Consider the following 23,582-nt stretch of genomic DNA (forward strand, 5'->3'; position numbering starts at 1 on the left):
CGCACCCGCCGCATCCACCGCTACTCGAACAAGGAAGTTCTGCATGAAACGACATGCCGCCTGGGCGGGCATGGCGTCGGGAATCGCGCTTGGCGCCGCGCCCGCGCTCGCATCGGCCGCCACGCTCGACGGAGCCACGCTGTCCGCGCTCTGGGGCATCCCGTTCGCCGGGATCCTGCTGTCCATCGCGCTGTTCCCGCTCGTCGCCCCCGTGTTCTGGCATCACCACTTCGGCAAGATCGCAGCCGGCTGGGCGATCGTGTTCCTCGCGCCGTTCGCGGTCGCGTTCGGCGCCGGCGCCGCGTTCGGCACGCTCGTGCATGCGCTGCTGGAGGAATACATTCCGTTCATCGTGCTGCTCACCGCGCTCTACACGGTCGCGGGCGGCATTTGCGTGAACGGCAACCTGCATGGCTCGCCGAAGCTGAACACGGCGATCCTCGCGCTCGGCACGCTGCTCGCGAGCGTGATGGGCACGACGGGCGCCGCGATGCTGCTGATCCGGCCGCTGCTGCGCGCCAACGACAACCGCAAGCACGTCGTGCACGTGGTGATCTTCTTCATCTTCCTCGTCGCGAACGCGGGCGGCTCGCTGTCGCCGCTCGGCGATCCGCCGCTGTTCCTCGGCTTCCTGAACGGCGTGAGCTTTTTCTGGACGACCACGCATCTCGCGCTGCCGATGCTGTTCATCTGCGTGGTGCTGCTGACGCTGTTCTTCGCGCTCGATACGTACTTCTACCGGAAGGGCGGCGAGGAGCGGCCGGCCGTGCTCGATCCGACGCCCGACGGCGCGGCGCTGTCGATCGACGGCAAGATCAACTTCGTGCTGCTGGCGGCCGTGATCGCACTCGTGCTGATGAGCGGCGTATGGAAGCCGGGCATCGCGTTCGACGTGTGGGGTACGCACGTCGCGCTGCAGAATCTCGTGCGCGACGTCGCGCTCGTGGCGGTGACGCTCGCGTCGCTCGCGCTGACGCCGCGTTCCGCACGTGAAGGCAACGCGTTCAACTGGGCGCCGATCGAGGAGGTCGCGAAGCTGTTCGCGGGCATCTTCGTGACGATCGCGCCGGTGATCGTGATCCTGCGCGCGGGCGCGGACGGCGCGTTCGCGCAGATCGTCCATCTCGTCACGGGGGCCGACGGCAAGCCGATCGACGCGATGTACTTCTGGGCGACAGGCATCCTGTCGTCGTTCCTCGACAACGCGCCGACCTATCTCGTGTTCTTCAACCTCGCGGGCGGCGACGCGCAGACGCTGATGACGGCCGGCGCGTCGACGCTCGCCGCGATTTCCGCCGGTGCGGTGTTCATGGGCGCGAACAGTTACATCGGCAACGCGCCGAACTTCATGGTGAAGGCGATCGCCGAATCGCGCGGCGTGAAGATGCCGAGCTTCTTCGCGTACCTCGGCTGGGCGCTCGTTATCCTGGTGCCCGTGTTCCTGCTGACGTCGCTGATTTTCTTCCCGGCGTAACCTGACGACTTTCAACCAAGCGCGGGCAGTCCCGGCGGCGCGATGCGCGCTGCGATCGACCCGCGGCATGCGGAGATGGCGATGCAGAAGATCCTGGTCGCGCGTCCGATCTTTCCGGACGTGATCGAACGGCTCAAGCAGTATTTCGACGTTGACTGGAACGATGGCGACGCGCTCGCGCCCGACGCGCTCGCCGCGCGCCTGGCCGACAAGGACGGCGCGCTGACGGCCGGCGACCCGGTCGGCGCGGCGACGCTCGCGGCGGCGCCGCGCCTGCGCGTCGTGGCGAACATGGCGGTCGGCTACAACAACTTCGACATGGCCGCGTTCAACGCGGCGAACGTGCTCGGCACCAACACGCCTGACGTGCTGAACGAATCGACCGCCGATTTCGGCTGGGCGCTGATGATGGCCGCCGCGCGCCGGATCGCCGAATCCGAGCACTGGCTGCGCGCCGGTCACTGGCAGAAGTGGGCGTACGACGGTTTCCTCGGCGCCGACATTTACGGCTCGACGCTCGGCGTCATCGGCATGGGCCGCATCGGCCAGGCGCTCGCGCGCCGTGCGCGCGGCTTCGGGATGCAGGTGATCTATCACAACCGGTCGCGGGTCGCGGCCGAGATCGAGGCCGAGCTGAATGCCGAATACGTGTCGAAGGAGGCGCTGCTCGCGCGCGCCGACCATGTCGTGCTCGTGCTGCCGTACACGAAGGAGAACCATCACACGATCGGCGCGGCCGAGCTCGCGAAGATGAAACCGACGGCGACGCTGACCAACATCGCACGCGGCGGGATCGTCGACGATGCGGCGCTGGCCGCCGCGCTGCGCGACGGGACGATCGCCGCGGCGGGCCTCGACGTGTACGAAGGCGAGCCGACCGTGCATCCGGCGCTGCTCGAGGTGCCGAACGTCGTGCTGACGCCGCATATCGCGAGCGCGACCGAAAAGACCCGCCGCGCGATGGCCAATCTCGCCGCCGACAACCTGATCGCCGCGCTGGGCGAGGGGCCGCGTGCGGGGCAGCCGCCGAATCCGATCAACCCTGACGTGATCGGGAAGCCGCGCGCATGACGATGACGTTGTTGCTTGCGGCGGTCGTCGTGCTGGCCGTCGCGCTCGCGGTGGCGATCGTCGCGCTCGTGCGCGGCGGCCGCCACGACGATGCGGCCGTGCTCGGCGATCAGATCGAGGATGCCGCGCATGCGCAGGCGCGTGCCGTCGAGCGGCTCGAACGCGAATTGCGCGGCGAGATCGTCGAAAGCGCGCGCGGCTCGCGTACCGAGCTGGCCGGCAGCTTCGCCCAGTTGCAGCAGACGCTCGCCGCGCAACTGACGAGCGTGGCGACCGTGCAGAACAACCAGATCGAGGGCTTCGCGCAGCAGCTCGGCAAGCTCGTCGCCGGCAATGCGCAGCAGTTCGACGCGATGCGCGAGAGCCTGCAGCGGCAGGCGCAGCAGGCGCGCGAGGAACAGACGGGCGCGCTGCGGCTGTTCGGCGACACGCTGCACCGGCAGCTCACGCAACTGACCGAGGCGAACGATCGCCGCATCGGCGAGGTGCGTGCGACGCTCGAACAGCGGCTGAAGGAAATCGAGACGAACAACGCGGCGAAGCTCGAGGAGATGCGCCGCACCGTCGACGAGAAGCTGCACGCGACGCTCGAGCAGCGGCTGGGCGAATCGTTCAAGCTCGTGTCGGACCGGCTCGAACAGGTCCATCGCGGGCTCGGCGAGATGCAGACGCTCGCGGCCGGCGTCGGCGACCTGAAAAAGGTGCTGACCAACGTAAAGACGCGCGGCACCTGGGGCGAAGTGCAGCTCGAGGCGCTGCTCGAACAGATGCTCACGCCCGACCAGTACGCGAAGAACGTCGCGACGGTGCCGAAGAGCACCGAGCGCGTCGAATTCGCGATCCGGCTGCCGGGGCGCGAAGCCGGCACGCGCGACGCGCCGCCGGTGTGGCTGCCGATCGACGCGAAATTCCCGCGCGAAGACTACGAGCGGCTGATCGACGCGCAGGAGCGTGCCGATGCGGTGGCCGTCGAGGAAGCGGCGCGTGCGCTCGAGGCGCGGGTGCGGATGGAGGCGCGCACGATCGCCGAGAAGTACGTCGCGCCGCCGCACACGACCGATTTCGCGCTGCTGTTCCTGCCGACCGAGGGGCTCTATGCGGAGATCCTGCGCCGCCCGGGGCTGACCGACCTGCTGCAGCGCGACTATCGCGTGACGGTCGCCGGGCCGACCACGCTGACCGCATTGCTGAACAGCCTGCAGATGGGGTTCCGCACGCTCGCGATCGAGCAGCGCTCGAGCGAGGTATGGCAGGTGCTCGGCGCGGTCAAGACCGAGTTCGGCAAGTTCGGAGACGTGCTCGCGCGCACGAAGGCGCAGCTCGAAACGGTCACGCGCTCGATCGAGTCCGCCGAGCAGCGCACGCGCGTGATGAGCCGCAAGCTGAAGCAGGTCGAGGCGCTGCCGGGAGAGACGGCGGCCGGGCTGCTCGGCGCGGAAGGGGCCGACGGCGCGGATGCGGACGACGCGTGACGCACGTCGTCGATAGCCGTCGGATGGAGAAAACGGGCGCCGCGGCGCCCGTTTTCCTTTGCGGCGATCGCCGGCGCGGCCGGTGCGCGCTCAATGCGCGGCGAGCGTGTCGAGCGCGTCGCCCGTCACGCGAACGATGCGCCACTCCGGCAGCACGGTCGCGCCCATCTTCTCGTAGAAATCGATCGCCGGCTGGTTCCAGTCGAGGACCGACCATTCGAAGCGCCCGCAGCGGCGCTCGACGGCGAGCGCCGCGAGATGACGCAGCATCGCGGTGCCCAGGCCCGTGCCGCGCTGCGACGGCTGCACGTACAGATCCTCGAGATAGAGCCCGCGGCGGCCGAGGAACGTCGAATAGTTGTGGAAGAACAGCGCGTACGCGACGATCGCGCCGTCGCGCTCGGCAACCAGCGCTTCGGCGGCCGGGCGCTCGCCGAACAGCGCGTCGGCCAGATCGGCTTCGGTCGCGACGAACAGCGCCGCGAGCTGCTCGAATTCGGCCAGCTCGCGCATCAGCGCGAGGATCGCGCCGACGTCGCGCGGGTCGGCCGCGCGGATCAGCGGCGTGCCGCTCACGCTTCCTCCGGCGGATCGGACAGCACGATTTCGATGCCGCCGAAGCGCGACGCGACCCAGTTGTACGCGTGGCACGCGATCCACAGCAGCACGAAGCCGAGGATCGCGTTCAGCAGCAGCGCGCTCAGGATCGTGCTCAGTTCGACCATCCCGTAGCGGATGTACGCGACGAGAATGCCGAGCAGCACGATCGGTACGCTGAACGTCAGGTAGACGAGAATCAGCGCCTTCGCGGTCTGCCCCGCGGCGATCGACGAGATTTGTTTCTTCATGTGTGAATTGCCCCCGTAGAAATATACCGATAGTGGAATTCAGATCAGGCCGTCGAGCGGCAGGATGTCGACCGGGGCGCCCGCGTCGACTGCCGCGGTATCGTGGCCCAGGACGATGAAACAGTTGGCGGCGGCAAGACCGCTCAGCGACGCGGAGCTTTGCGATCCGGCCGGTGCGACGTGCCATTGGCCGTCGGCGGCGCGCGTCGCGATGCCGCGCAGGTATTCGGTGCGGCCGGGACGCGTCTTCAGCGGCTGCGTGCTGCGTGCCGTGTACATGGCCGGCGGTGGCGTCCGTGCGCCGGCCAGCGTCAGCAGCGCGGGGCGCACGATTGCGTGGAACGTCACGGCGGATGCGACAGGATTGCCGGGCAACCCGAAGAACAGCGCGTGTCCGGCGCCGTCGGCCGCGCGTGCGAGCGTGCCGCATGCGAGCGGCCGGCCGGGCCGCAGCGCGAGGCTCGCGAACGTCACGTCGCCGAGCCGCGCCATCACGTCGCGCGTGAAGTCGGCTTCGCCGACCGACACGCCGCCCGACGTGATGACCGCATCGGCCTGCGCGGCGACGGCGTCGCGCAACGCGGCTTCGAGCGCGGCCGCGTCGTCCCGGACGATCCCGAGGTCGATCGCGTCCACGTGCAGCCGTTCGAGCATCGCGATCAGCATCCCGCGATTGCTGTCGTACAGCGCGCCGCGGCCGAGCGGTTCGCCGGGCTCGCGCAACTCGTCGCCGGTCGAGAACACGGCGACGCGCACGCGCCGGCGCACCGTGACGTCGGCGATGCCGAACGACGCGAGCAGGCCGAGATCGGACGGCCGCAGGATGCGGCCCGCGGCGAGCGCACAGGCGCCGCGTGCGAGATCCTCGCCGGCCTGGCGGCGGTTCGCGCCGCGTGCGACGTCGTGCGCGGCGAAGCGGATCGTGTCGCCATCGACACGCACGCGTTCCTGCGGAATCACCGTGTCGCATCCGGCCGGCATCGGCGCGCCCGTCATGATGCGCACGCATGCGCCGGCCGCCACGGCGCCGTCGAACGGATGACCGGCGAACGCGCTGCCGGCGACCGCCATCGCGACCTCGCCCTGCGGCGCCGCGAGCGCCGCGCTGCCGCCGTCGAACGCATAGCCGTCCATGGCCGAGTTGTCGTACGCGGGAATGTCGAACGGCGCGCGCACGTCGGCCGCGAGCACGCGGTCGAGCGCATCGCGCAGTGCCACCGTGTCGCATGCGTCGACGGGCGTCGCGAAGCGGCACGCGAGCGCCTGCGCGTTGGCGAGCGACAGCGGGGCGTCGGGGTCGGGTGCGGTTCGGGAGGCGGGCGAGGATTGCGTGATCATCAGTCGGACTGCGCCGCGAGGCGTATCGGGTTCGTGGCCGGTGGCGCGAGGAGGGTGCCTGGGCGCGGGTGTCGCGTGTGGCGGGCGCCGGGCGGGAACGGCACGGGGCCGTCAGCGGCGGGCCAGCGCGGCGAGTTCCTGCCAGGAGTTGGCATTGTAAAACGCACGCTCGTCGCGAAACTCGACTTCGACCGTCTTGTGGCGTGCGTACCACGCACGCACCTTGCGGTCGCCGGCCGCGAGCCGGGTGGCCAGATCGTCGGCCAGCGACGTGCGCAGCAACGCGAACGTCGGCTGCGGCGAGCGCATGCGCTGCGCGTCGACGGTGACCGCCATCGCGATGTCGGCCTGCTGAGCGTCGAGCGCCGCATGCAGCCGTGCGACGAGGTCGGCGGGCAGATAGGGCGTGTCGCACGGCGAGCACGCGACCAGCGGCGCGCGCGCCGCGCGCATGCCGGCGAGCAGGCCTGCGAGCGGCCCGGGGAAGTCGGGGGTTTCATCCGCGACGATGCGCGCGTCGAACGGCGCACCGAGTTCGGCATAGCGATCGGCATGACGATTCGCGCTGATCAGCGTCTCGTCGACCTGCGGCGACAGCCGGCGCAACACGTGCAGGGCGAGCGGCGTACCGTCGAGTAGTTGCAGGCCCTTGTCGACGCCGCCCATGCGCGTGGCGCGTCCGCCCGCAAGCAGCAGGCCGGCGATCGACGCGGAGGCGGGAGCGGGCATCGTGCGAAGGCGCAAAGGGGCGGCGTGCGTCAGCCGCCGATATACGACATTTCGACGCGCTTGCCCGCGCCGTCGGGCGCGGCGGCGGCCGATGCGCTGCCGCGCAGTTGCGAATAGCGGTCGGTGCGCGCCTGCCAGATGCGGGCGATCGCGGTCGCGATCTCGGCATCGCTCGCGCCGCCGCGCACGAGCGCGCGCAGATCGTGGCCGGCCGACGCGAACAGGCAGAGGTACAGCTTGCCTTCGGTCGACAGCCGCGCGCGCGTGCAGTCGCCGCAGAAGGCCTGCGTGACGCTCGAGATCACGCCGATCTCGCCGCGGCCGTCCGCATAGCCCCAGCGCTGCGCGGTTTCGGCCGCCGTGTGCGGCTCGAGCGGCACGAGCGGGAAATGTTCGGCGATGCGCGCGACGACGTCCGCCGACGGCAGCACCTCGGTCATGTTCCAGCCGTTCGACGTCCCGACGTCCATGTATTCGATGAAACGCAGGATCACGCCGGTGCCGCGGAAACGCTCGGCCATCGGCAGGATCTCGCTGTCGTTGGTGCCGCGCTTCACGACCATGTTGACCTTGACCGGCGCGAGGCCGGCGGCCTGCGCGGCGAAGATGCCGTCGAGCACGTCGGCGCTCGCGAACTCGGCATCATTCATGCGCTTGAACAGCGTATCGTCGAGCGCATCGAGGCTGACCGTGACGCGCGTGAGCCCGGCGTCCTTCAGTGCGCGCGCCTTGCGGGCGAGCAGCGAGCCGTTGGTCGTCAGCGTCAGGTCGAGCGGGCGGCCGGCGTGCGTCGTCAGGCGCGCGAGGCGCTCGATCAGGAATTCGAGGTTCTTGCGCAGCAACGGCTCGCCGCCCGTGATGCGGATCTTCTCGACGCCGTGCGCGACGAAGAGCCGCGCCACGCGCTCGATTTCCTCGTGCGTGAGCAGCGCGCTGTGCGGCAGGAACGGGTAATCCTTGTCGAAGACCGCGCGCGGCATGCAGTACACGCAGCGGAAATTGCAACGGTCCGTCACCGAAATGCGCAGATCGCGCAGCGGCCTGGCGAACGTGTCGGCCAGCGTGCCGTCGGGGGCATGCGCGACGCCGGAGACGTCCGGCATCCCGCTGACGTCGGCGAGAGGAATGATGCGTCGGGACATGTTGAAAGAAGTACGAGCCAGACCGCTATTTTAGCTGCAACCGGCTGACGGGGCCGGTGAGCGGAAACCCGCAGCGCGGACGTAAAAAAGCCCGCCGGAAGGCGGGCTTTTCCTGGTCGGGCGATGCGCCGTTCAACGGTGCGTCGTTTCGACCTGCTGCATCGGGGCCGTATCGACCGGCGGCAGCACCTTGCGTTCGCGCGGCACGCGGGCCGGACGCGGGAGCCGCGACGCGGCTTCCTGCGCGGCCGCGAACTTGTCGGCGTCCGTGTTCACCCAGACGAGACCGGCCTGCTCCAGCACGACATCCAGGCTTGCCGACGCGGGCGCGGCTGCCGGTTGTGCGGGGGCGGGAGCCGGTGCCGGTGCCGGTGCCGGTGCCGGTGCCGGTGCCGGTGCCGGTGCGGCGACGGCCTCGGCCGGCGCGGGCGCGGGCGCGGGCGCAGGCGCGGTTTCGACCGGCGCCTCGACCGCCACCGGTGCGGCTTCGATCGCCACGGCGGCCGGTGCGGCTGGCTCGACGGCCGCGGCTTGCGGCGCCTCGACAGCGGCCGCAGCGGCAGCCGGCACTTCGAACGCATCGGTCGGCGACACCGCGACCGGCGTCGGACCCGCTTCCGCGGCTACCGGTGCTGCGACCGGTGCCGGTTCTGCTGCCTCGACGGCGACGACGGGCTCGACCGGTGCGACCGGCGCTGCTTCGGCGTGTGCCGGAGCCGGCTGCGCTTCGACAGCGGCCGGTGCGGCCTGCTGCTCGGCGACGGCTTCGACGGCGACCGCGCTGGCCACGGCCGCGACGACAGCCGGTGCGGCCGTGTAAGCCGGTTCGGCTGCGACCGGGGCGGCCGGCGTCACGGCTTGCGCCGCGACTTCGCCATCTGCGCCTTGCTCGGCCTGATCGACGACCGCGCCGTCTTCCTCGCGCTCGCGACGACCGCCGCGGCGGCCGCGACGGCGACGGCGGCGTTCTTCGCCGTCACGCGCACCGGCTTCCGCATCGGCTGCCAGGTCCGCGCCGGGCAGGGCTTCTGCCGCGGCCTTGTCGGTTTCCGGTTCCGGATGGTTTTCGCCACGGGTGACGGTTTCGAGCGTGGCCGCATGCTGGGTCGGCTTGCGGCGTTCGCCGCGCTCGCGACGCTCGCCGCGTTCCTGGCGCTCGCCACGACCGCCTGCTTCGACGCCTTCCGGCTGTTCGGCACGCTCGCGCGGCTCGCGGTTCTCACGCGGTTCGCGCGGCTCACGGCCTTCACGCGGCTCGCGACCTTCGCGCGGGCCACGGCCCTCGCGACCTTCGCGGTTTTCACGACCTTCGCGACCCTCTCGACCTTCACGCAGCTCACGGCCCTCGCGCGGCTCGCGGCCTTCACGCGGTTCGCGCACTTCCTTGCCTTCGCGTTCCTGGCGTTGCGGCTGGCCACGGCCGGCAGCCGCCTGGTCGCGGCCGCCTTGCGCCTGCTGGGCGCCGCCGCGACGGTTGCGATTGCGATCGCCGCCGCGCTGCTCGGTTTTTTCCGCGCGCTCGCGAGCCGGACGGGCTGCCTGCTCCTTCGCCGGTGCCGGCGTGGCAACCGGTGCGGGCGCCGGTGCCGGCGACACGCCGAACAGGCCCTTCAGCCAGCCGATGAAGCCGCCGCTCGTCGCCGCGACAGGCGCGGGCGCGGGCGCCGGAACCGGCTCGACCGCGCGCTGCGGCGCCGGGCTCGGTGCCGGACGCTCGGGCGTGATGCCCTTGACCGCGGCTTCCTGCTTCGGCTTCACTTCGGCCGCGCGCTTGCTGTAGCCGGTTTCCGACTCGAGCTCGCGCGCCGCTTCCTCGGCCATCTTCCAGGATGCGCGCGGATCGTCGAGGCGCGCGTCGTCGTGACGCAGGCGCTCGAGCTTGTAGTGCGGCGTATCGAGGTGTTTGTTCGGGATCAGCACGATGCCGACCTTGAAGCGCGACTCGATCTTGTTGATTTCCTGACGCTTTTCGTTCAGCAGGAAGGCGGTCACCTCGACCGGCACCTGGCAATGGATCGCCGCGGTGTTTTCCTTCATCGCTTCTTCCTGAATGATCCGCAGGACTTGCAGCGCGGACGATTCGGTATCGCGAATGTGGCCGGTGCCGTTGCAGCGGGGGCACGTCACGTGGCTGCCTTCCGACAGCGCCGGACGCAGGCGCTGGCGCGACAGCTCCATCAGGCCGAAGCGGGAGATCTTGCCCATCTGCACGCGCGCACGGTCGTGCTTGAGCGCGTCCTTCAGGCGTTGCTCGACTTCGCGCTGGCTCTTCGCCGACTCCATGTCGATGAAATCGATCACGATCAGACCGCCGAGGTCGCGCAGGCGCAACTGGCGGGCGACTTCGTCGGCCGCCTCGAGGTTCGTGCGGGTGGCCGTTTCCTCGATGTCCGCGCCCTTGGTCGCGCGGGCCGAGTTCACGTCGATCGCGACGAGCGCTTCGGTGTGGTCGATCACGATCGCGCCGCCGGACGGCAGCGGCACCGTGCGCGAGTACGCGGTTTCGATCTGGTGCTCGATCTGGAATCGCGAGAACAGCGGCACGTCGTCGTGGTAGCGCTTCACCTTCGCGACGTTGTCCGGCATCACGATGTCCATGAACGCACGGGCCTGATCGTGGATTTCGTTCGTGTCGATCAGGATTTCGCCGATATCGGGCTGGAAATAGTCCCGGATCGCGCGGATCACGAGGCTCGATTCCAGATAGATCAGCATCGGCTGGCCGGCGTTGCCGCTTTGCGAGGCGGCCTCGATCGCGCGCCACAGTTGCAGCAGGTAGTTCAGGTCCCACTGCAGTTCCTCGGCGCTGCGGCCGATGCCCGCGGTACGGGCGATCATGCTCATGCCGTCCGGAATCTGCAGTTGCGCCATCGTTTCGCGCAGTTCCTGGCGCTCGTCGCCTTCGATCCGGCGCGACACGCCGCCGCCGCGCGGATTGTTCGGCATCAGCACGAGGTAACGGCCGGCGAGCGAGATGAAGGTGGTGAGGGCGGCGCCCTTGTTGCCACGCTCTTCCTTCTCGACCTGGACGATCAGTTCCTGGCCTTCGCGCAGCGCGTCCTGAATGCGCGCGGAGCGCATGTCGACGCCGTCCTTGAAGTACTGGCGCGCGACTTCCTTGAACGGCAGGAAGCCGTGGCGGTCTTCGCCGTAGTTGACGAAGCACGCTTCGAGCGACGGCTCGATACGGGTAATGACCCCTTTGTAGATATTGCCTTTGCGCTGTTCGCGCCCGGCGGTTTCGATGTCGATGTCGATGAGCTTTTGCCCATCGACGATGGCGACGCGCAGCTCCTCCTGCTGCGTCGCATTGAACAGCATGCGTTTCATGAACGGCTCCAGGCGGCTCCGCTGCCGACGCCTCGCGGTTGTCAGGCGCGAGGGCGGGAACGACGGCAGGCCGCACCTTGTTGTGTTGTCACGAGCACGCTGGAGCGGGAATGCTGGCGGGGAGAATTGCCTGAAGAGGCGCTTGGGCCCGAAAGACGGGGCCGGCGGCCATAGGGCACCTGCGAATACGGCTTCAAAGCACGGCGTTCACACACCGCACGCTGCAAAAGCGCGCTAAGCCTGATCCGGGCATCGCCACGGGCGCGCGCAATGCGTCGCGCGCGCCGACGGGCGGCAGATGCTGCGGCTTGGGCCGCAGCGGGGAGTATCGAATCCAGCCCGACTTTCCCGCTTGGGGTGTACTTCCCTGGTTTGACGTCGCCAAGCCCCGCACGCTTCGCGGGGCCAAATCGGGCGCAACGCCGTAATTTTCGCAACCGGCAGCCTGCGGACGCACTTCGCGCCGTCAGGCTGCCGATCGAATTCTTTTCAACCAACTTTCCGTTACCGCAGCGCCTTGCCGACCGAATCCGCCTGTGGGCGAGATCCTTGCCGACGGGCGGCGCCGTGCGTGCAACTTGCTGCATCTCTTTGATCAGGGGCGAGCAGCGGACCCCCGGCGCAAGTAAAATAGCGGTTTGCGCTTGCGCCTTGCCCGATTCAGCCGGGGCCGGCCGGTCAGGCCACCCACAACGTCAGGCTGGGCAAAATTATATTCAGTATGAATGAGTTAGGCAAAATATCCCAGAATTCGGTCGCAAGCGGCCAGGTATCGATGATCGAGATCGACGAAAACTCGGCCGGTCAGCGCATCGACAACTTCCTGTTGCGCGTCTGTAAAGGCGTGCCGAAAAGCCATATTTACCGGATCCTCCGCAGCGGCGAAGTGCGCGTCAACAAGGGCCGGATCGACGCGCAGTACCGCCTCGAGCTGGGCGACCTCGTCCGCGTGCCGCCGGTGCGCGTGGCGGCGGCCGACCTCGCGCGCGCCGACACGCCCGTCGTGCCGCCCGCGAATTTCGACGTGCTGTACGAGGACGACGCGATGCTCGTGATCGACAAGCCGGCCGGCGTCGCGGTCCACGGCGGCAGCGGCGTCGCGTTCGGCGTGATCGAGCAGATGCGCCAGGCGCGCCCGCGCGCGAAATTCCTCGAACTCGTGCACCGGCTCGACCGCGAGACGTCCGGGATCCTGATGCTCGCGAAGAAGCGTACGGCGCTCGTCGGGCTGCACGAGCAGATCCGCGAGAACCGGATGGACAAGCGCTACTTCGCGTGCGCGCACGGCGAATGGCAGCCCGACTGGGGGCGCCGCCGCGCGGTGAAGGCGCCGTTGTTCAAATATTCGACCCCGGAAGGGGAGCGCCGCGTGCGCGTGCAGGACGACGGGCTGCCGTCGCATACGGTGTTCAACCTCGTCGACCGCTGGCCCGACTATGTGCTCGTCGAAGCGGAACTCAAAACGGGGCGGACCCATCAGATCCGGGTGCACCTCGCGCATCTCGGCCTGCCGATCGCCGGCGACGCCAAGTACGGCGATTTCGCACTGAACAAGGCGCTGGCGCGCGCGAACGCGCAGCCGTCGCTGAAACGGATGTTCCTGCATGCGCACCGCCTCAAGCTCGCCCATCCGCTGACCGGCGAGGCGCTGCAGTTCGATGCGCCGCTGCCGGCCGAGTGCCGGCGCTTCCTCGATCAACTCAGCGCATTGCGCGATACCGCCTGAACCGCATGGCCCGACAGCAATTTGACCTGATCGTCTTCGACTGGGACGGCACGCTGATGGATTCGACCGCGCACATCGCGCACAGCATCCAGGCCGCGTGCCGCGATCTCGGCTTGCCCGCGCCGTCCGACGAGGCGTCCCGCTACGTGATCGGCCTCGGCCTGCGCGACGCGCTGCAGATCGCCGCTCCGACCCTCGATCCGTCCGACTACGCGCGGCTGGCCGAGCGCTACCGCTATCACTATCTGCTCGACGACGAGCGCATCGAGCTGTTCGCCGGCGTCCGCGAGCTGCTCGCCGAGCTGCGCGACATGGGTTATCTGCTCGCCGTCGCGACGGGCAAGGGTCGGGTCGGGCTGAACCGCGTGCTCGACCAGTCGAAGCTGACGAGCTGGTTCGACGCGACGCGCTGCGCGGACGAGACGTTCTCGAAGCCGCATCCGGCGATGCTGCACGAGTTGTCGCGGGAATTGGGGCAGGACCTGTCGCGCACCGTGATGATCGGCGACACCACGCACGACCTGCAGATGGCCGCCAGCGCCGGCGCGGCCGGCGTCGGCGTGGCGTACGGCGCGCATACGGCCGATGCGCTGGCGGCGCTCACCCCGCGCTTCGTCGCGCCGGACGTCGGCGCGCTGGCCGCATGGCTGCGGGAGCACGCATGAGCGCGGCGCCGGACGCCGTGCGCGTGTGCGCATCGAGCGCGTTGACCGACGGCGGCGCCGGCGTGCGCGTCGACGCGACGCTGCGCGGCGAGCAGGCCGTCGTGTTCTTCGTGCGCTACGACGGCCGCGCGTACGGCTACCTGAACCGCTGCGCGCACGTGCCGATGGAGCTCGACTGGGCCGAAGGGCAGTTCTTCGAGTCGTCGGGCCTCTATCTGATGTGCGCGACGCACGGTGCGATCTACGCGCCGGATACCGGCAAGTGCGTCGGCGGCCCGTGCCGCGGCGGCCGCCTGCGGCCGGTCGAGGTCGACGAGCGCGACACGCCCGACGGCCGTGCGGTATTCTGGGTGCCCGATGCCGATCTGCATCCCGCCACTCCCGCCACTCCGGCCACGACCGACTGACGACACCACTGCATGACCGACCAACCGAATTCCCCGGATTCCTCCTCCCGTCCCGACAGCCGTGAACCGAGCTGGGAGCGCGCGGCGCTCGAGCGGATCGCGCTCGCGGCCGTCAAGGAACAGCGCGCGGCACGGCGCTGGAAGATCTTCTTCCGCTTCGCGTTTCTCGGCGTGTTCGTGCTGTTCGCGTTCGCGCTGATCGATTTCTCGGGCGATTCGAAGCTCTCGTCGAGCGGGCGGCATACGGCGCTCGTGACGATCGACGGCGAGATCGCGGCCGGCGTCAACGCGAACGCCGACGACATCAACACGGCGCTCGACGCCGCGTTCGACGACGACGGCACGGTCGGCGTCGTGCTGCGGATCAACAGCCCGGGCGGCAGCCCGGTGCAGGCGGGCATGGTCTACGACGAGATCCGGCGGTTGCGCGGCAAGTATCCGGACAAGCCGCTGTACGTCGTCGTGACCGACATGTGCGCGTCGGGCGGTTATTACATCGCGTCCGCGGCCGACAAGATCTTCGTCGACAAGGCGAGCATCGTCGGGTCGATCGGCGTACTGATGGACGGGTTCGGCTTCACCGGGCTGATGGGCAAGCTCGGCGTCGAGCGGCGCCTGCATACGTCGGGCGAAAACAAGGGCTTCTACGATCCGTTCTCGCCGGAAACGCCGAAGATGGACGCACACGCGCAGGCACTGCTCGACCAGGTGCACGCGCAGTTCATCAAGGCCGTGAAGGATGGCCGCGGCAAGCGCCTGCACGAGACGCCCGACATGTTCTCCGGCCTGTTCTGGACCGGCGAGAAGAGCGTCGAGCTCGGGCTCGCCGACGGCTACGGCACGACCGATACGGTCGCGCGCGACGTGCTGAAGGCGCCGGATCTGGTCGACTATACGGTGAAGGAAAGCCTGACGAATCGGGTCGCGCGCAAGTTCGGCGCGGCCGTCGGGGGCGCCGCGATGAAGGCGCTGACGGCCGGCGGCGCGGCGGTCAGCCTGCGCTGACGATCGACGGTACCCGGCGGGCCGCGATGGCCCGCCTTTCATTCAGTCAGCCGATCGCCGGTCGCGGCATCAGTTCGCGAGCAGCAGGAAGATCGCGGGGCGCTTGTGCAGATTCGGCGCGGGCGCCTTTTTCCAGTCCATGACGGTGCGGCTCGCGATCGTCTCGGTCGCGAGGGTCAAGTCGGCCGCGACGCAGATCTGCGTCGACGGCGCGCAGGTCGCGACCAGCGTGTCCAGCATCGCGTGATTCCGGTACGGCGTTTCGATGAAGATCTGCGTCTGGCGCGCCTTGCGCGACAGTTGCTCGAGTTCGCGCAGGCGTTTCGCGCGCGCGGCCGCATCGACCGGCAGGTAGCCGTTGAACGCGAAGCTCTGGCCGTTCAGGCCCGACGCCATCAGCGCCAGCAGGATCGAACTCGGCCCGACGAGCGGCACGACCTTCACGCCGCGCTCGTGCGCGCGGCGCACCAGCAGCGCGCCGGGATCGGCGACGGCCGGGCAGCCGGCTTCCGACACGAGGCCGGCGTCCGCGCCGGCCAGCACGGGCGCGAGCAGCCGGTCGATGGCGCCGGCCGGCGTATTGACGTTCAGCTCGCTGATCTCGATTTCCTGGATCGGCCGCGTCGTACCGATCTTCTTCAGAAACGCGCGGGTCGTTTTCGCGTTCTCGCCGATGTAATAGCCGAGCGTGCCGGCGCGCGCCTGCACGGCGGCGGGCAGCACGGCGGCGAGCATCGATTCGTCGCCTTCGCCGAGCGTGTTCGGGACGAGATAAAGCGTGCCGGCGGTCATGCGCGGTCTCCTCGGGTGGTAGCGAACAACGGGTAGCCGACGGCGCGCAGCATTCGCGTGAGGGCGATCAGCGGCAGGCCGACGAGCGCGGTCGGATCGTCCGAGTCGATCGCGTCGAGCAGCGCGATGCCGAGCCCTTCGGACTTCGCGCTGCCGGCCACGTCGTACGGCGTTTCCGCGCGCAGGTAGGCGTCGAGTTCGGCCTCGGGCAGCGAACGGAAGCGCACGTGCGTCACGATGTCCTCGACCTGCGCGTCGTCGGTGCGGCTGTCGTACAGGCAGAGCGCGCTGTGGAATTCGACTTCGCGGCCCTGCATCGACATGAGCTGCGCGAGCGCGCGCTCGTGCGTGCCGGGCTTGCCGATCTGATGCCCGTCGAAGGTCGCGACCTGATCCGACCCGATCACCAGCACGCCGTCCGGCGCATCGATCGTGGCGGCCACGGCGCGTGCCTTCGCGCCGGCGAGGCGCAGCGCGGTCGCGGCCGGCGTTTCGCCGGCGAGCGGAGTTTCGTCGAGGTCGGGCGACACGACGTCGAACGGCACGCCGAGGCGCTCGAGGAGCGCGCGGCGGTAACGGGAACTGGAAGCAAGAATCAGCCGCGGCGGGCGGCAAACGGTATCCGGCATGGTCGGTTGGATCGGTGAGTCGTCAGGTGTGGCGCGGCGTTGCGCGGACGCAAGCTTAAGTGATTGACCGCAAAAGGTAAAACAGGTATGCTTTCCCGCTTTTCGTCGGCAGGCTTTCGTTGTGGTGGCGCCTGCCGGTCTTCGGAAGTAAAGTGGGTCATCCTTCGATGAGCCCGGTGCCAGGCCGGATCCCGCAAGTCAGCCTGTAGGCAGGAGCGCGCATGAACACTTCTTCTGGCAAACCTGCGGCGGCGCTCGATCCGCACGCGGTCGACCTGTTCGAGTTCGCCCGCAGCGGGCGGCAGGCGGCTGGCGCGGTGCACCTGTCGCAACTGCCGCGCATGTTAAACGAAGTGCCGGCAGACGCGCCAGATCGCGACACGGTGTTTACGTGGCAGGCGGAAGGGTTCACGCAGAAGGAATTGCAGGACGACGGCACCGACGGCCAGCAGCCGTATCTGCGCCTCGCGGTGCACGGCCATGCGTGGCTCACGTGCCAGCGCTGCATGACGCCGTACGACCAGACGTTCGACGTCGACATGACGTACCGGATCGTCGCGACCGAAGAAGAAGCCGAGGAATTTCCGCTCGACGACGATGAAGCCGATGTGATCGTGGGCTCACGCCAGTTCGATCTCGTCGACTTGATCGAAGAGGAATTGCTGCTTTCGTTGCCGCTCGTGCCCAAGCACGAGGTTTGCCCGGCAGTTCACGAAAGCCTCGTGTCGGGTGCGAGCGGTCCCGCGGAAGAGACGGACGAGGCGTCCGACGAAGCCGGGGACGAAGGCAAACGGCCGAATCCGTTCGCAGCGCTGCAAGCGTTGAAGAAGGACGGTGACGGCACCAAGAAACACTAAGCAGTCGTGGCGCGGGAAGGCGTAAGGGCTTTGGGCCAGGGTAGTTAAGCGCCGGATCGGGCTGTGTTAGAATCCGGAAAATTATTTAGGAGTTAGTCATGGCAGTCCAGCAAAACAAGAAGTCGCCGTCGAAGCGCGGCATGCATCGTTCGCACGATTTCCTGACGGCAGCGCCGCTGGCAGTCGAGCCGAGCACGGGTGAAGTGCACCTGCGTCACCACGTCAGCCCGAACGGCTACTATCGCGGCAAGAAAGTCGTCAAGACGAAGAACGACTAAGCGTCAAGTCACGCGTTGCGCGCTACGTTCGCCGTTCGCGTGACAACTGGTTCGCTTGACACTTTCCTGGCTCAACAAGAAGGCGGCATTCAACTGCCGCTTTTTTGTGCCTGAAATTCGTCGCATTCCATGACCGTAAAGCTCACAATCGATTGCATGGGAGGCGACCACGGCCCGTCCGTGACCGTTCCCGCGGCAGTCAAGTTCGTCCGCGCGCATCCCGATGCGCACCTGATGCTCGTCGGCATCGAAAGCGCGATTCGCGCTCAGCTCAAGAAGCTGAAAGCCCTCGACGATCCCGCGTTGACCATCGTGCCCGCCACCGAAGTCGTGGCGATGGACGACCCTGTCGAAGTGGCGCTGCGCAAGAAGAAGGATTCTTCGATGCGCGTCGCGCTCAACCAGGTCAAGGAAGGCGCGGCGCAGGCCTGCATCTCCGCCGGCAATACCGGCGCGCTGATGGCCGTTTCCCGTTACGTACTCAAGACGCTGCCCGGCATCGAGCGGCCCGCGATCGCGTTCGCGCTGCCGAACCCGACCGGCTACACGATGATGCTGGACCTCGGCGCGAACGTCGACTGCGAACCGCAGCATCTGCTGCAGTTCGCGGAGATGGGGCATGCGCTCGTGGCCGCGCTCGAAGGCAAGGAGCGCCCGACGATCGGCCTCTTGAACATCGGCGAAGAGGTCATCAAGGGCAACGAGACGATCAAGCGCGCAGGCGAGCTGCTGCGCGCCAGCACGCTCAACTTCCGCGGCAACGTGGAAGGCAACGACATCTACAAGGGCACCGTCGACGTGATCGTGTGCGACGGCTTCGTCGGCAACGTCGCGCTGAAGACGTCCGAAGGGCTCGCGCAGATGCTGTCGGACATCATCCGCGAGGAGTTCGGCCGTTCGCTGATGTCGAAGCTGATGGCGCTGCTCGCGCTGCCCGTGCTGATGCGTTTCAAGAAGCGCGTCGACCACCGCCAGTACAACGGCGCGGCGCTGCTCGGGCTGAAGAGCCTCGTGATCAAGAGCCACGGTTCGGCCGACGCCTACGCGTTTGAGTGGGCGATTAAACGCGGGTATGATGCCGTCAAAAACGGGGTGCTGGAGCGCCTCGCGCGCGCGATGGCGGATAATTCAGTGTCGCTCGGCGATGGCGAACACGACGCGGGCGGCTCGGGCCATGCAAGCCCGGCCCCAGGCCATCACGCCGAACCTTCCGCTGCGCAATCCTCTAAAGCATAAATGGCCCAATCGACTCTCTATTCCCGCGTGCTCGGCACGGGCAGCTACCTGCCGCCCGACCGCGTCACGAACCAGCAGTTGACCGATCGTCTCGCGAAGGAAGGCATCGAGACCAGCGATGAATGGATCGTGGCGCGCACGGGCATCCATGCGCGCCATTTCGCCGCACCGCACGTCACGACGAGCGATCTCGCGCTCGAGGCGTCGCGTCGTGCGATCGAAGCGGCCGGTGTCGATCCGCAGTCGATCGACCTGATCATCGTCGCGACTTCGACCCCCGATTTCGTGTTCCCGAGCACCGCGTGCCTGCTGCAGAACAAGCTCGGCATCAAGAACGGCGGCGCGGCGTTCGACGTGCAGGCCGTGTGTTCGGGCTTCGCGTACGCGATGGCGACGGCCGACAGCTTCATCCGCAGCGGCCAGCACCGTACGGCGCTGATCGTCGGCGCGGAGACGTTCTCGCGCATTCTCGACTTCAAGGACCGCACGACCTGCGTGCTGTTCGGCGACGGCGCGGGCGCGGTGATCCTGTCCGCATCGGAAGAGCCGGGCGTGCTCGGCAGCGCGCTGCACGCTGACGGCAGTTACTCGAATATCCTGTGCACGCCGGGCAACGTCAATCGCGGCGTGATCGACGGCAGCGCGTTCCTGCACATGGACGGACAGGCCGTGTTCAAGCTCGCGGTCAACGTGCTCGAAAAGGTCGCGATCGAAGCGCTCGCGAAGGCGAATCTCGCGCCCGAGCAAATCGACTGGCTGATTCCGCACCAGGCCAACATCCGCATCATGACCAGCACCTGCCGCAAGCTCGGCCTGCCACAGGAGCGCATGGTCGTGACGGTCGACCAGCACGGCAACACGTCGGCCGCGTCGATTCCGCTGGCGCTCGACGCCGCGGTGCGCGACGGCCGCATCCAGCGCGGCCAGCACGTGCTGATCGAAGGCGTCGGCGGCGGCTTCACCTGGGGCGCGTCGGTCTTCCGTTTCTGATCCGCGGCGCGCGTTTTGCCGCGCGCGGATCCCGTCGGCGCGCCGCTCGTGCGCGCCGTCCGCATCGATTCAATTGGGGACGATATGAAATTTGCATTCGTTTTTCCGGGGCAGGGCTCGCAGGCGATCGGCATGCTCAACGCATTCGCCGATCTGGCCGTCGTGCGCGAGACGCTTCAGGAAGCGTCCGATGTGCTCAACCAGGATCTCGGCAAGCTGATCGCCGAAGGTCCGGCCGAAGAGCTGAACCTGACCACCAACACGCAGCCCGTGATGCTGACCGCCGCGTACGCGTGCTATCGCGCGTGGCAGCAGGCGGGCGGCCCGGCGCCGTCGATCGTCGCCGGCCACAGTCTCGGTGAATACACGGCGCTCGTCGCGGCCGGCGCGATTGCATTCAAGGACGCGGTGCCGCTCGTGCGCTTCCGTGCGCAGGCGATGCAGACGGCCGTGCCGGTCGGCCAGGGCGGCATGGCCGCGATCCTGGGCCTCGACGACGACACGGTGCGTGCGGTGTGCGCCGAGGCCGCGGAAGCGGGCGTCGTCGAAGCGGTGAACTTCAATGCGCCCGCGCAAGTCGTGATCGCAGGCAGCAAGGCCGCGGTCGAGAAGGCGTGCGAGATCGCGAAGGCGAAGGGCGCGAAGCGCGCGCTGCCGCTGCCGGTGTCGGCGCCGTTCCATTCGTCGCTGCTCAAGCCGGCGTCGGACCAGCTGCGCGACTACCTTGCGAACGTCGACGTGAAGGCGCCGCAGATTCCGGTCGTCAACAACATCGACGTCGCCGTGATCAGCGATCCGGCCGCGATCAAGGATGCGCTGGTGCGCCAGGCCGCGGGGCCGGTGCGCTGGGTCGAGTGCGTGCAACACATCGCCGGCACGGGCGTCACGCACGTGATCGAATGCGGTCCGGGCAAGGTGCTCGCCGGCCTGACGAAGCGCATCGACGGCAACCTGACGGGCGCGTCGGTGTTCGATCCGGCTTCGCTCGACGAAGCGCTCAAGCTCGCGACCGCCTGACGCGGCGCCTTTTCCCAAGCAACGGATATTCGATTCATGGACAAGACTCTCGATAAACAGGTTGCGATCGTGACCGGCGCGTCGCGCGGCATCGGTCGTGCGATCGCCCTCGAACTCGCGCGCCTGGGCGCGACGGTGATCGGCACGGCGACGAGCGAATCGGGCGCCGCCGCGATCACCGCGGCGTTCGCCGAAGCGGGCGTCACGGGCCGCGGCGCGGTGCTGAACGTCAACGACGCGGCCGCCGCCGAGGCGCTGATCGATGCGACCGTGAAGGAATTCGGCGCGCTGAACGTGCTCGTCAACAACGCGGGCATCACGCAGGACCAGCTCGCGATGCGGATGAAGGACGAGGACTGGGACGCGGTGATCGACACCAATCTGAAGTCGGTGTTCCGCCTGTCGCGCGCGGTGCTGCGCCCGATGATGAAGGCGCGCGGCGGCCGTATCATCAACATCACGTCGGTGGTCGGCTCGGCCGGCAATCCGGGTCAGGTCAACTACGCGGCCGCGAAGGCCGGCGTCGCGGGCATGACGCGCGCGCTCGCGCGCGAAATCGGCAGCCGCGGCATCACGGTGAACTGCGTGGCGCCGGGCTTCATCGACACCGACATGACGAAGACGCTGCCGGAAGAACAGCAGGCCGCGCTCAAGACCCAGATTCCGCTCGGCCGACTCGGCAGCCCGGAGGACATCGCCCATGCCGTCGCGTTCCTCGCATCGCCGCAGGCCGGTTACATCACCGGCACGACGCTGCACGTGAACGGCGGCATGTACATGTCGTAACGGTTTTCGTTTACCATCCGCGCCGTATCCCGTTTTTCAGGCGGACCGGCGCTTGATCGACCATCAAGCCAACGCGCGTTTTGGCGTCAGCAAACCTGATAAAATGCGCGCACTTGTAAATCTGAACTTTCCCTCGGAGGGGTAATGGACAACATCGAACAACGTGTCAAGAAGATCGTCGCTGAACAACTGGGCGTCGCGGAAGCCGAGATCAAGAACGAGGCTTCGTTCGTGAACGACCTGGGCGCGGACTCGCTCGACACGGTCGAACTGGTGATGGCGCTCGAAGACGAGTTCGGCATGGAAATCCCGGACGAAGAAGCAGAGAAGATCACGACCGTTCAGCAAGCGATCGACTACGCTCGCGCAAACGTCAAGGCGTAAGCGCCTTTCGCGCTTGTCCGCCACGTCGCCGCGATCTTCGCGATTGACGCGCCATCCTGCCGGCTTCGCGCCGGACGGACTAACAGCCACAGGGCTCGCAGGGCTGGTTCCTGTGGCCACTGTGGCTTTTGTTTTTGTCATCCAATAATGGAAAAGAGGTTACCGTGAGCCGCCGTCGTGTTGTCGTTACAGGCCTGGGGCTGATTTCGCCTGTTGGCAATAATGTTGCCGACGGCTGGGCCAATCTCGTCGCCGGCAAGTCCGGTATCGCCACCGTCACGAAGTTCGATGCGTCGAACCTCGCCTGCCATTTCGCGGGCGAAGTGAAGGGTTTCAGCGCCGAGGAGTACATCCCGGCGAAGGAAGCCCGGAACATGGATACGTTCATCCATTACGGCATCGCCGCCGGCGTCCAGGCCATGCGGGACAGCGGGCTGGAAGTGACCGAAGCCAACGCGGAACGCATCGGCGTGCTGGTGGGTTCCGGCATCGGCGGCCTGCCGATGATCGAAGATACGCACCAGACCTACGTCGATCGCGGCGCACGCCGGATTTCGCCGTTCTTCGTGCCGGGTTCGATCATCAACATGATCTCGGGTCACCTGAGCATCATGTTCGGCCTGAAGGGCCCGAACCTCGCGGCCGTGACGGCCTGCACGACCGGCCTGCACAGCATCGGCCTCGCCGCGCGCCTGATCCAGGCCGGCGACGCCGACGTGATGGTCGCGGGCGGCGCCGAATCGACGGTGTCGCCGCTCGGCATCGGTGGCTTCGCGGCGGCGCGCGCGCTGTCGACCCGCAACGACGATCCGGCCACCGCGTCGCGTCCGTGGGACAAGGACCGCGACGGCTTCGTGCTGGGCGAGGGCTCCGGCGTGATGGTGCTCGAAGAGTACGAGGCGGCGAAGGCGCGCGGCGCGAAGATCTACGCGGAAGTCTCGGGCTTCGGCATGACGGGCGATGCGTACCACATGACCGCGCCGAACATGGACGGTCCGCGCCGCTGCATGGTCGCGGCGCTGCGCGACGCCGGCGTGAACCCGGATGAAGTTCAGTACCTGAACGCGCACGGCACGTCGACGCCGCTGGGCGACAAGAACGAGTCCGACGCGGTGAAGGCGGCCTTCGGCGAGCATGCGTACAAGATGGTGGTCAACTCGACGAAGTCGATGACGGGTCACCTGCTGGGTGGCGCGGGCGGCCTCGAATCGGTGTTCACGGTGCTGGCGCTGCACAACAACGTGTCGCCGCCGACCATCAACATCTTCAACCAGGACCCCGAGTGCGATCTCGATTACTGCGCGAACACCGCGCGTGACATGAAGATCGACGTGGCCGTGAAGAACAACTTCGGCTTCGGCGGTACCAACGGCACGCTGGTGTTCAAGCGCGTCTGACGCTGAATC

23 protein-coding genes are annotated in these 23,582 nt (G+C 68.1%); 15 read left to right on the top strand and 8 right to left on the bottom strand.

The genetic code is table 11. The annotated features are described in order from the left end of the window. Nucleotides 1-43 precede the first annotated feature (43 nt). From WS64_RS03685 to rmuC, 3 genes are all read left to right on the top strand, one after another. A complete protein-coding gene (locus WS64_RS03685; protein WP_060965739.1) occupies nt 44-1,474 on the top strand; it encodes a sodium:proton antiporter in 1,431 nt (476 codons plus the stop codon). A gap of 81 nt (nt 1,475-1,555) precedes the next feature. Beyond that, nucleotides 1,556-2,545 carry a 2-hydroxyacid dehydrogenase gene (locus WS64_RS03690; protein WP_060966882.1) on the top strand — a complete coding sequence of 330 codons (990 nt, stop codon included), beginning with the start codon at nt 1,556-1,558 and terminating at the stop codon, nt 2,543-2,545. Continuing rightward, nucleotides 2,542-4,017: a DNA recombination protein RmuC gene (gene rmuC, locus WS64_RS03695; RefSeq protein ID WP_060965740.1), complete on the top strand. Its 1,476-nt coding sequence runs from the start codon at nt 2,542-2,544 to the stop codon at nt 4,015-4,017. Before WS64_RS03690 ends, rmuC begins: the two co-directional genes overlap by 4 nt. 90 nt (nt 4,018-4,107) lie before the next feature. Here rmuC and WS64_RS03700 read toward each other — a convergent pair whose 3' ends face one another. From WS64_RS03700 to WS64_RS03725, 6 genes are all read right to left on the bottom strand, one after another. Next, nucleotides 4,108-4,593: a GNAT family N-acetyltransferase gene (locus tag WS64_RS03700; protein WP_060965741.1), complete on the bottom strand. Its 486-nt coding sequence runs from the start codon at nt 4,591-4,593 to the stop codon at nt 4,108-4,110. After that, nucleotides 4,590-4,865 carry a hypothetical protein gene (locus WS64_RS03705; protein WP_006476519.1) on the bottom strand — a complete coding sequence of 92 codons (276 nt, stop codon included), beginning with the start codon at nt 4,863-4,865 and terminating at the stop codon, nt 4,590-4,592. The genes WS64_RS03700 and WS64_RS03705 overlap by 4 nt, the downstream gene beginning before the upstream one ends. 39 nt (nt 4,866-4,904) lie before the next feature. Continuing rightward, complete coding sequence (gene moeA / locus WS64_RS03710) at nt 4,905-6,203, bottom strand: molybdopterin molybdotransferase MoeA (protein WP_060965742.1); 1,299 nt, start codon at nt 6,201-6,203, stop codon at nt 4,905-4,907. Nucleotides 6,204-6,314: 111 nt separating this feature from the next. Next, nucleotides 6,315-6,932 carry a molybdenum cofactor guanylyltransferase MobA gene (gene mobA / locus WS64_RS03715; RefSeq protein WP_060313214.1) on the bottom strand — a complete coding sequence of 206 codons (618 nt, stop codon included), beginning with the start codon at nt 6,930-6,932 and terminating at the stop codon, nt 6,315-6,317. Nucleotides 6,933-6,961: 29 nt separating this feature from the next. Next, the gene (gene moaA, locus WS64_RS03720; protein ID WP_059638265.1) at nt 6,962-8,074 is read right to left on the bottom strand and encodes a GTP 3',8-cyclase MoaA; all 1,113 of its coding nucleotides are present in this window, start codon (nt 8,072-8,074) and stop codon (nt 6,962-6,964) included. A 132-nt stretch (nt 8,075-8,206) separates the two neighbouring features. Then, a complete protein-coding gene (locus WS64_RS03725) occupies nt 8,207-11,404 on the bottom strand; it encodes an Rne/Rng family ribonuclease (protein WP_060965743.1) in 3,198 nt (1,065 codons plus the stop codon). Between the two features lie 721 nt (nt 11,405-12,125). Here WS64_RS03725 and WS64_RS03730 point away from each other — a divergent pair. The 4 genes from WS64_RS03730 to WS64_RS03745 are packed head-to-tail and all read left to right on the top strand — an operon-like array spanning nt 12,126 to nt 15,207. Continuing rightward, nucleotides 12,126-13,130 (top strand): RluA family pseudouridine synthase, encoded by a 1,005-nt coding sequence (locus WS64_RS03730; RefSeq protein WP_060965744.1) that lies wholly within the window; start codon nt 12,126-12,128, stop codon nt 13,128-13,130. 5 nt (nt 13,131-13,135) lie between these two features. Further along, nucleotides 13,136-13,795 carry an HAD-IA family hydrolase gene (locus WS64_RS03735; RefSeq protein WP_060965745.1) on the top strand — a complete coding sequence of 220 codons (660 nt, stop codon included), beginning with the start codon at nt 13,136-13,138 and terminating at the stop codon, nt 13,793-13,795. After that, entirely contained in the window at nt 13,792-14,202 is a 411-nt protein-coding gene (locus tag WS64_RS03740) for a Rieske (2Fe-2S) protein (protein WP_060965746.1), read from the top strand. Before WS64_RS03735 ends, WS64_RS03740 begins: the two co-directional genes overlap by 4 nt. 12 nt (nt 14,203-14,214) lie before the next feature. Beyond that, a complete protein-coding gene (locus WS64_RS03745; protein WP_059638271.1) occupies nt 14,215-15,207 on the top strand; it encodes a S49 family peptidase in 993 nt (330 codons plus the stop codon). Between the two features lie 69 nt (nt 15,208-15,276). Here WS64_RS03745 and WS64_RS03750 read toward each other — a convergent pair whose 3' ends face one another. Both WS64_RS03750 and WS64_RS03755 read right to left on the bottom strand, forming a co-directional pair. Next, complete coding sequence (locus tag WS64_RS03750) at nt 15,277-15,999, bottom strand: SAM-dependent methyltransferase (protein WP_059574014.1); 723 nt, start codon at nt 15,997-15,999, stop codon at nt 15,277-15,279. Further along, on the bottom strand, nt 15,996-16,628 hold the full coding sequence (locus WS64_RS03755) for a Maf-like protein (protein WP_060965747.1): 633 nt from the start codon (nt 16,626-16,628) through the stop codon (nt 15,996-15,998). The genes WS64_RS03750 and WS64_RS03755 overlap by 4 nt, the downstream gene beginning before the upstream one ends. 221 nt (nt 16,629-16,849) lie before the next feature. On the opposite strand from WS64_RS03755, the gene WS64_RS03760 reads away from it, so the two are divergent. From WS64_RS03760 to fabF, 8 genes are all read left to right on the top strand, one after another. Further along, complete coding sequence (locus WS64_RS03760; protein ID WP_059638276.1) at nt 16,850-17,485, top strand: YceD family protein; 636 nt, start codon at nt 16,850-16,852, stop codon at nt 17,483-17,485. 98 nt (nt 17,486-17,583) lie between these two features. Continuing rightward, nucleotides 17,584-17,763, top strand: coding sequence for a 50S ribosomal protein L32 (gene rpmF, locus WS64_RS03765; protein ID WP_006051932.1), 180 nt, complete (start codon nt 17,584-17,586; stop codon nt 17,761-17,763). Between the two features lie 129 nt (nt 17,764-17,892). Further along, complete coding sequence (gene plsX, locus WS64_RS03770; RefSeq protein WP_059574011.1) at nt 17,893-18,999, top strand: phosphate acyltransferase PlsX; 1,107 nt, start codon at nt 17,893-17,895, stop codon at nt 18,997-18,999. Then, nucleotides 19,000-19,989: a beta-ketoacyl-ACP synthase III gene (locus tag WS64_RS03775; RefSeq protein ID WP_060965748.1), complete on the top strand. Its 990-nt coding sequence runs from the start codon at nt 19,000-19,002 to the stop codon at nt 19,987-19,989. Between the two features lie 84 nt (nt 19,990-20,073). Beyond that, a complete protein-coding gene (gene fabD, locus WS64_RS03780) occupies nt 20,074-21,006 on the top strand; it encodes an ACP S-malonyltransferase (RefSeq protein ID WP_060966883.1) in 933 nt (310 codons plus the stop codon). A 36-nt stretch (nt 21,007-21,042) separates the two neighbouring features. Beyond that, a complete protein-coding gene (gene fabG / locus WS64_RS03785; RefSeq protein ID WP_059574010.1) occupies nt 21,043-21,792 on the top strand; it encodes a 3-oxoacyl-ACP reductase FabG in 750 nt (249 codons plus the stop codon). Between the two features lie 144 nt (nt 21,793-21,936). Beyond that, on the top strand, nt 21,937-22,176 hold the full coding sequence (acpP, locus tag WS64_RS03790; protein WP_004197638.1) for an acyl carrier protein: 240 nt from the start codon (nt 21,937-21,939) through the stop codon (nt 22,174-22,176). A 164-nt stretch (nt 22,177-22,340) separates the two neighbouring features. Beyond that, a complete protein-coding gene (gene fabF, locus WS64_RS03795) occupies nt 22,341-23,573 on the top strand; it encodes a beta-ketoacyl-ACP synthase II (RefSeq protein WP_059574009.1) in 1,233 nt (410 codons plus the stop codon). The last annotated feature ends 9 nt before the right edge of the window (nt 23,574-23,582 follow it).

Source organism: Burkholderia anthina (genome assembly GCF_001547525.1).
In the GTDB taxonomy this organism is placed as follows: Bacteria; Pseudomonadota; Gammaproteobacteria; order Burkholderiales; family Burkholderiaceae; genus Burkholderia; species Burkholderia semiarida.

Coding starts and splice junctions, on each gene's coding strand:
- WS64_RS03740 (WP_060965746.1), top strand. CDS start 13,792: ATGAGCGCGGCGCCGGACGCCGTGCGCGTGTGCGCATCGAGCGCGTTG.
- WS64_RS03735 (WP_060965745.1), top strand. CDS start 13,136: ATGGCCCGACAGCAATTTGACCTGATCGTCTTCGACTGGGACGGCACG.
- rpmF (WP_006051932.1), top strand. CDS start 17,584: ATGGCAGTCCAGCAAAACAAGAAGTCGCCGTCGAAGCGCGGCATGCAT.
- WS64_RS03730 (WP_060965744.1), top strand. CDS start 12,126: ATGAATGAGTTAGGCAAAATATCCCAGAATTCGGTCGCAAGCGGCCAG.
- fabG (WP_059574010.1), top strand. CDS start 21,043: ATGGACAAGACTCTCGATAAACAGGTTGCGATCGTGACCGGCGCGTCG.
- WS64_RS03685 (WP_060965739.1), top strand. CDS start 44: ATGAAACGACATGCCGCCTGGGCGGGCATGGCGTCGGGAATCGCGCTT.
- WS64_RS03745 (WP_059638271.1), top strand. CDS start 14,215: ATGACCGACCAACCGAATTCCCCGGATTCCTCCTCCCGTCCCGACAGC.
- moaA (WP_059638265.1), bottom strand. CDS start 8,074: ATGTCCCGACGCATCATTCCTCTCGCCGACGTCAGCGGGATGCCGGAC.
- WS64_RS03760 (WP_059638276.1), top strand. CDS start 16,850: ATGAACACTTCTTCTGGCAAACCTGCGGCGGCGCTCGATCCGCACGCG.
- fabD (WP_060966883.1), top strand. CDS start 20,074: ATGAAATTTGCATTCGTTTTTCCGGGGCAGGGCTCGCAGGCGATCGGC.
- plsX (WP_059574011.1), top strand. CDS start 17,893: ATGACCGTAAAGCTCACAATCGATTGCATGGGAGGCGACCACGGCCCG.
- moeA (WP_060965742.1), bottom strand. CDS start 6,203: ATGATCACGCAATCCTCGCCCGCCTCCCGAACCGCACCCGACCCCGAC.
- WS64_RS03690 (WP_060966882.1), top strand. CDS start 1,556: ATGCAGAAGATCCTGGTCGCGCGTCCGATCTTTCCGGACGTGATCGAA.
- rmuC (WP_060965740.1), top strand. CDS start 2,542: ATGACGATGACGTTGTTGCTTGCGGCGGTCGTCGTGCTGGCCGTCGCG.
- mobA (WP_060313214.1), bottom strand. CDS start 6,932: ATGCCCGCTCCCGCCTCCGCGTCGATCGCCGGCCTGCTGCTTGCGGGC.
- WS64_RS03775 (WP_060965748.1), top strand. CDS start 19,000: ATGGCCCAATCGACTCTCTATTCCCGCGTGCTCGGCACGGGCAGCTAC.
- WS64_RS03755 (WP_060965747.1), bottom strand. CDS start 16,628: ATGCCGGATACCGTTTGCCGCCCGCCGCGGCTGATTCTTGCTTCCAGT.
- WS64_RS03725 (WP_060965743.1), bottom strand. CDS start 11,404: ATGAAACGCATGCTGTTCAATGCGACGCAGCAGGAGGAGCTGCGCGTC.
- WS64_RS03705 (WP_006476519.1), bottom strand. CDS start 4,865: ATGAAGAAACAAATCTCGTCGATCGCCGCGGGGCAGACCGCGAAGGCG.
- acpP (WP_004197638.1), top strand. CDS start 21,937: ATGGACAACATCGAACAACGTGTCAAGAAGATCGTCGCTGAACAACTG.
- WS64_RS03750 (WP_059574014.1), bottom strand. CDS start 15,999: ATGACCGCCGGCACGCTTTATCTCGTCCCGAACACGCTCGGCGAAGGC.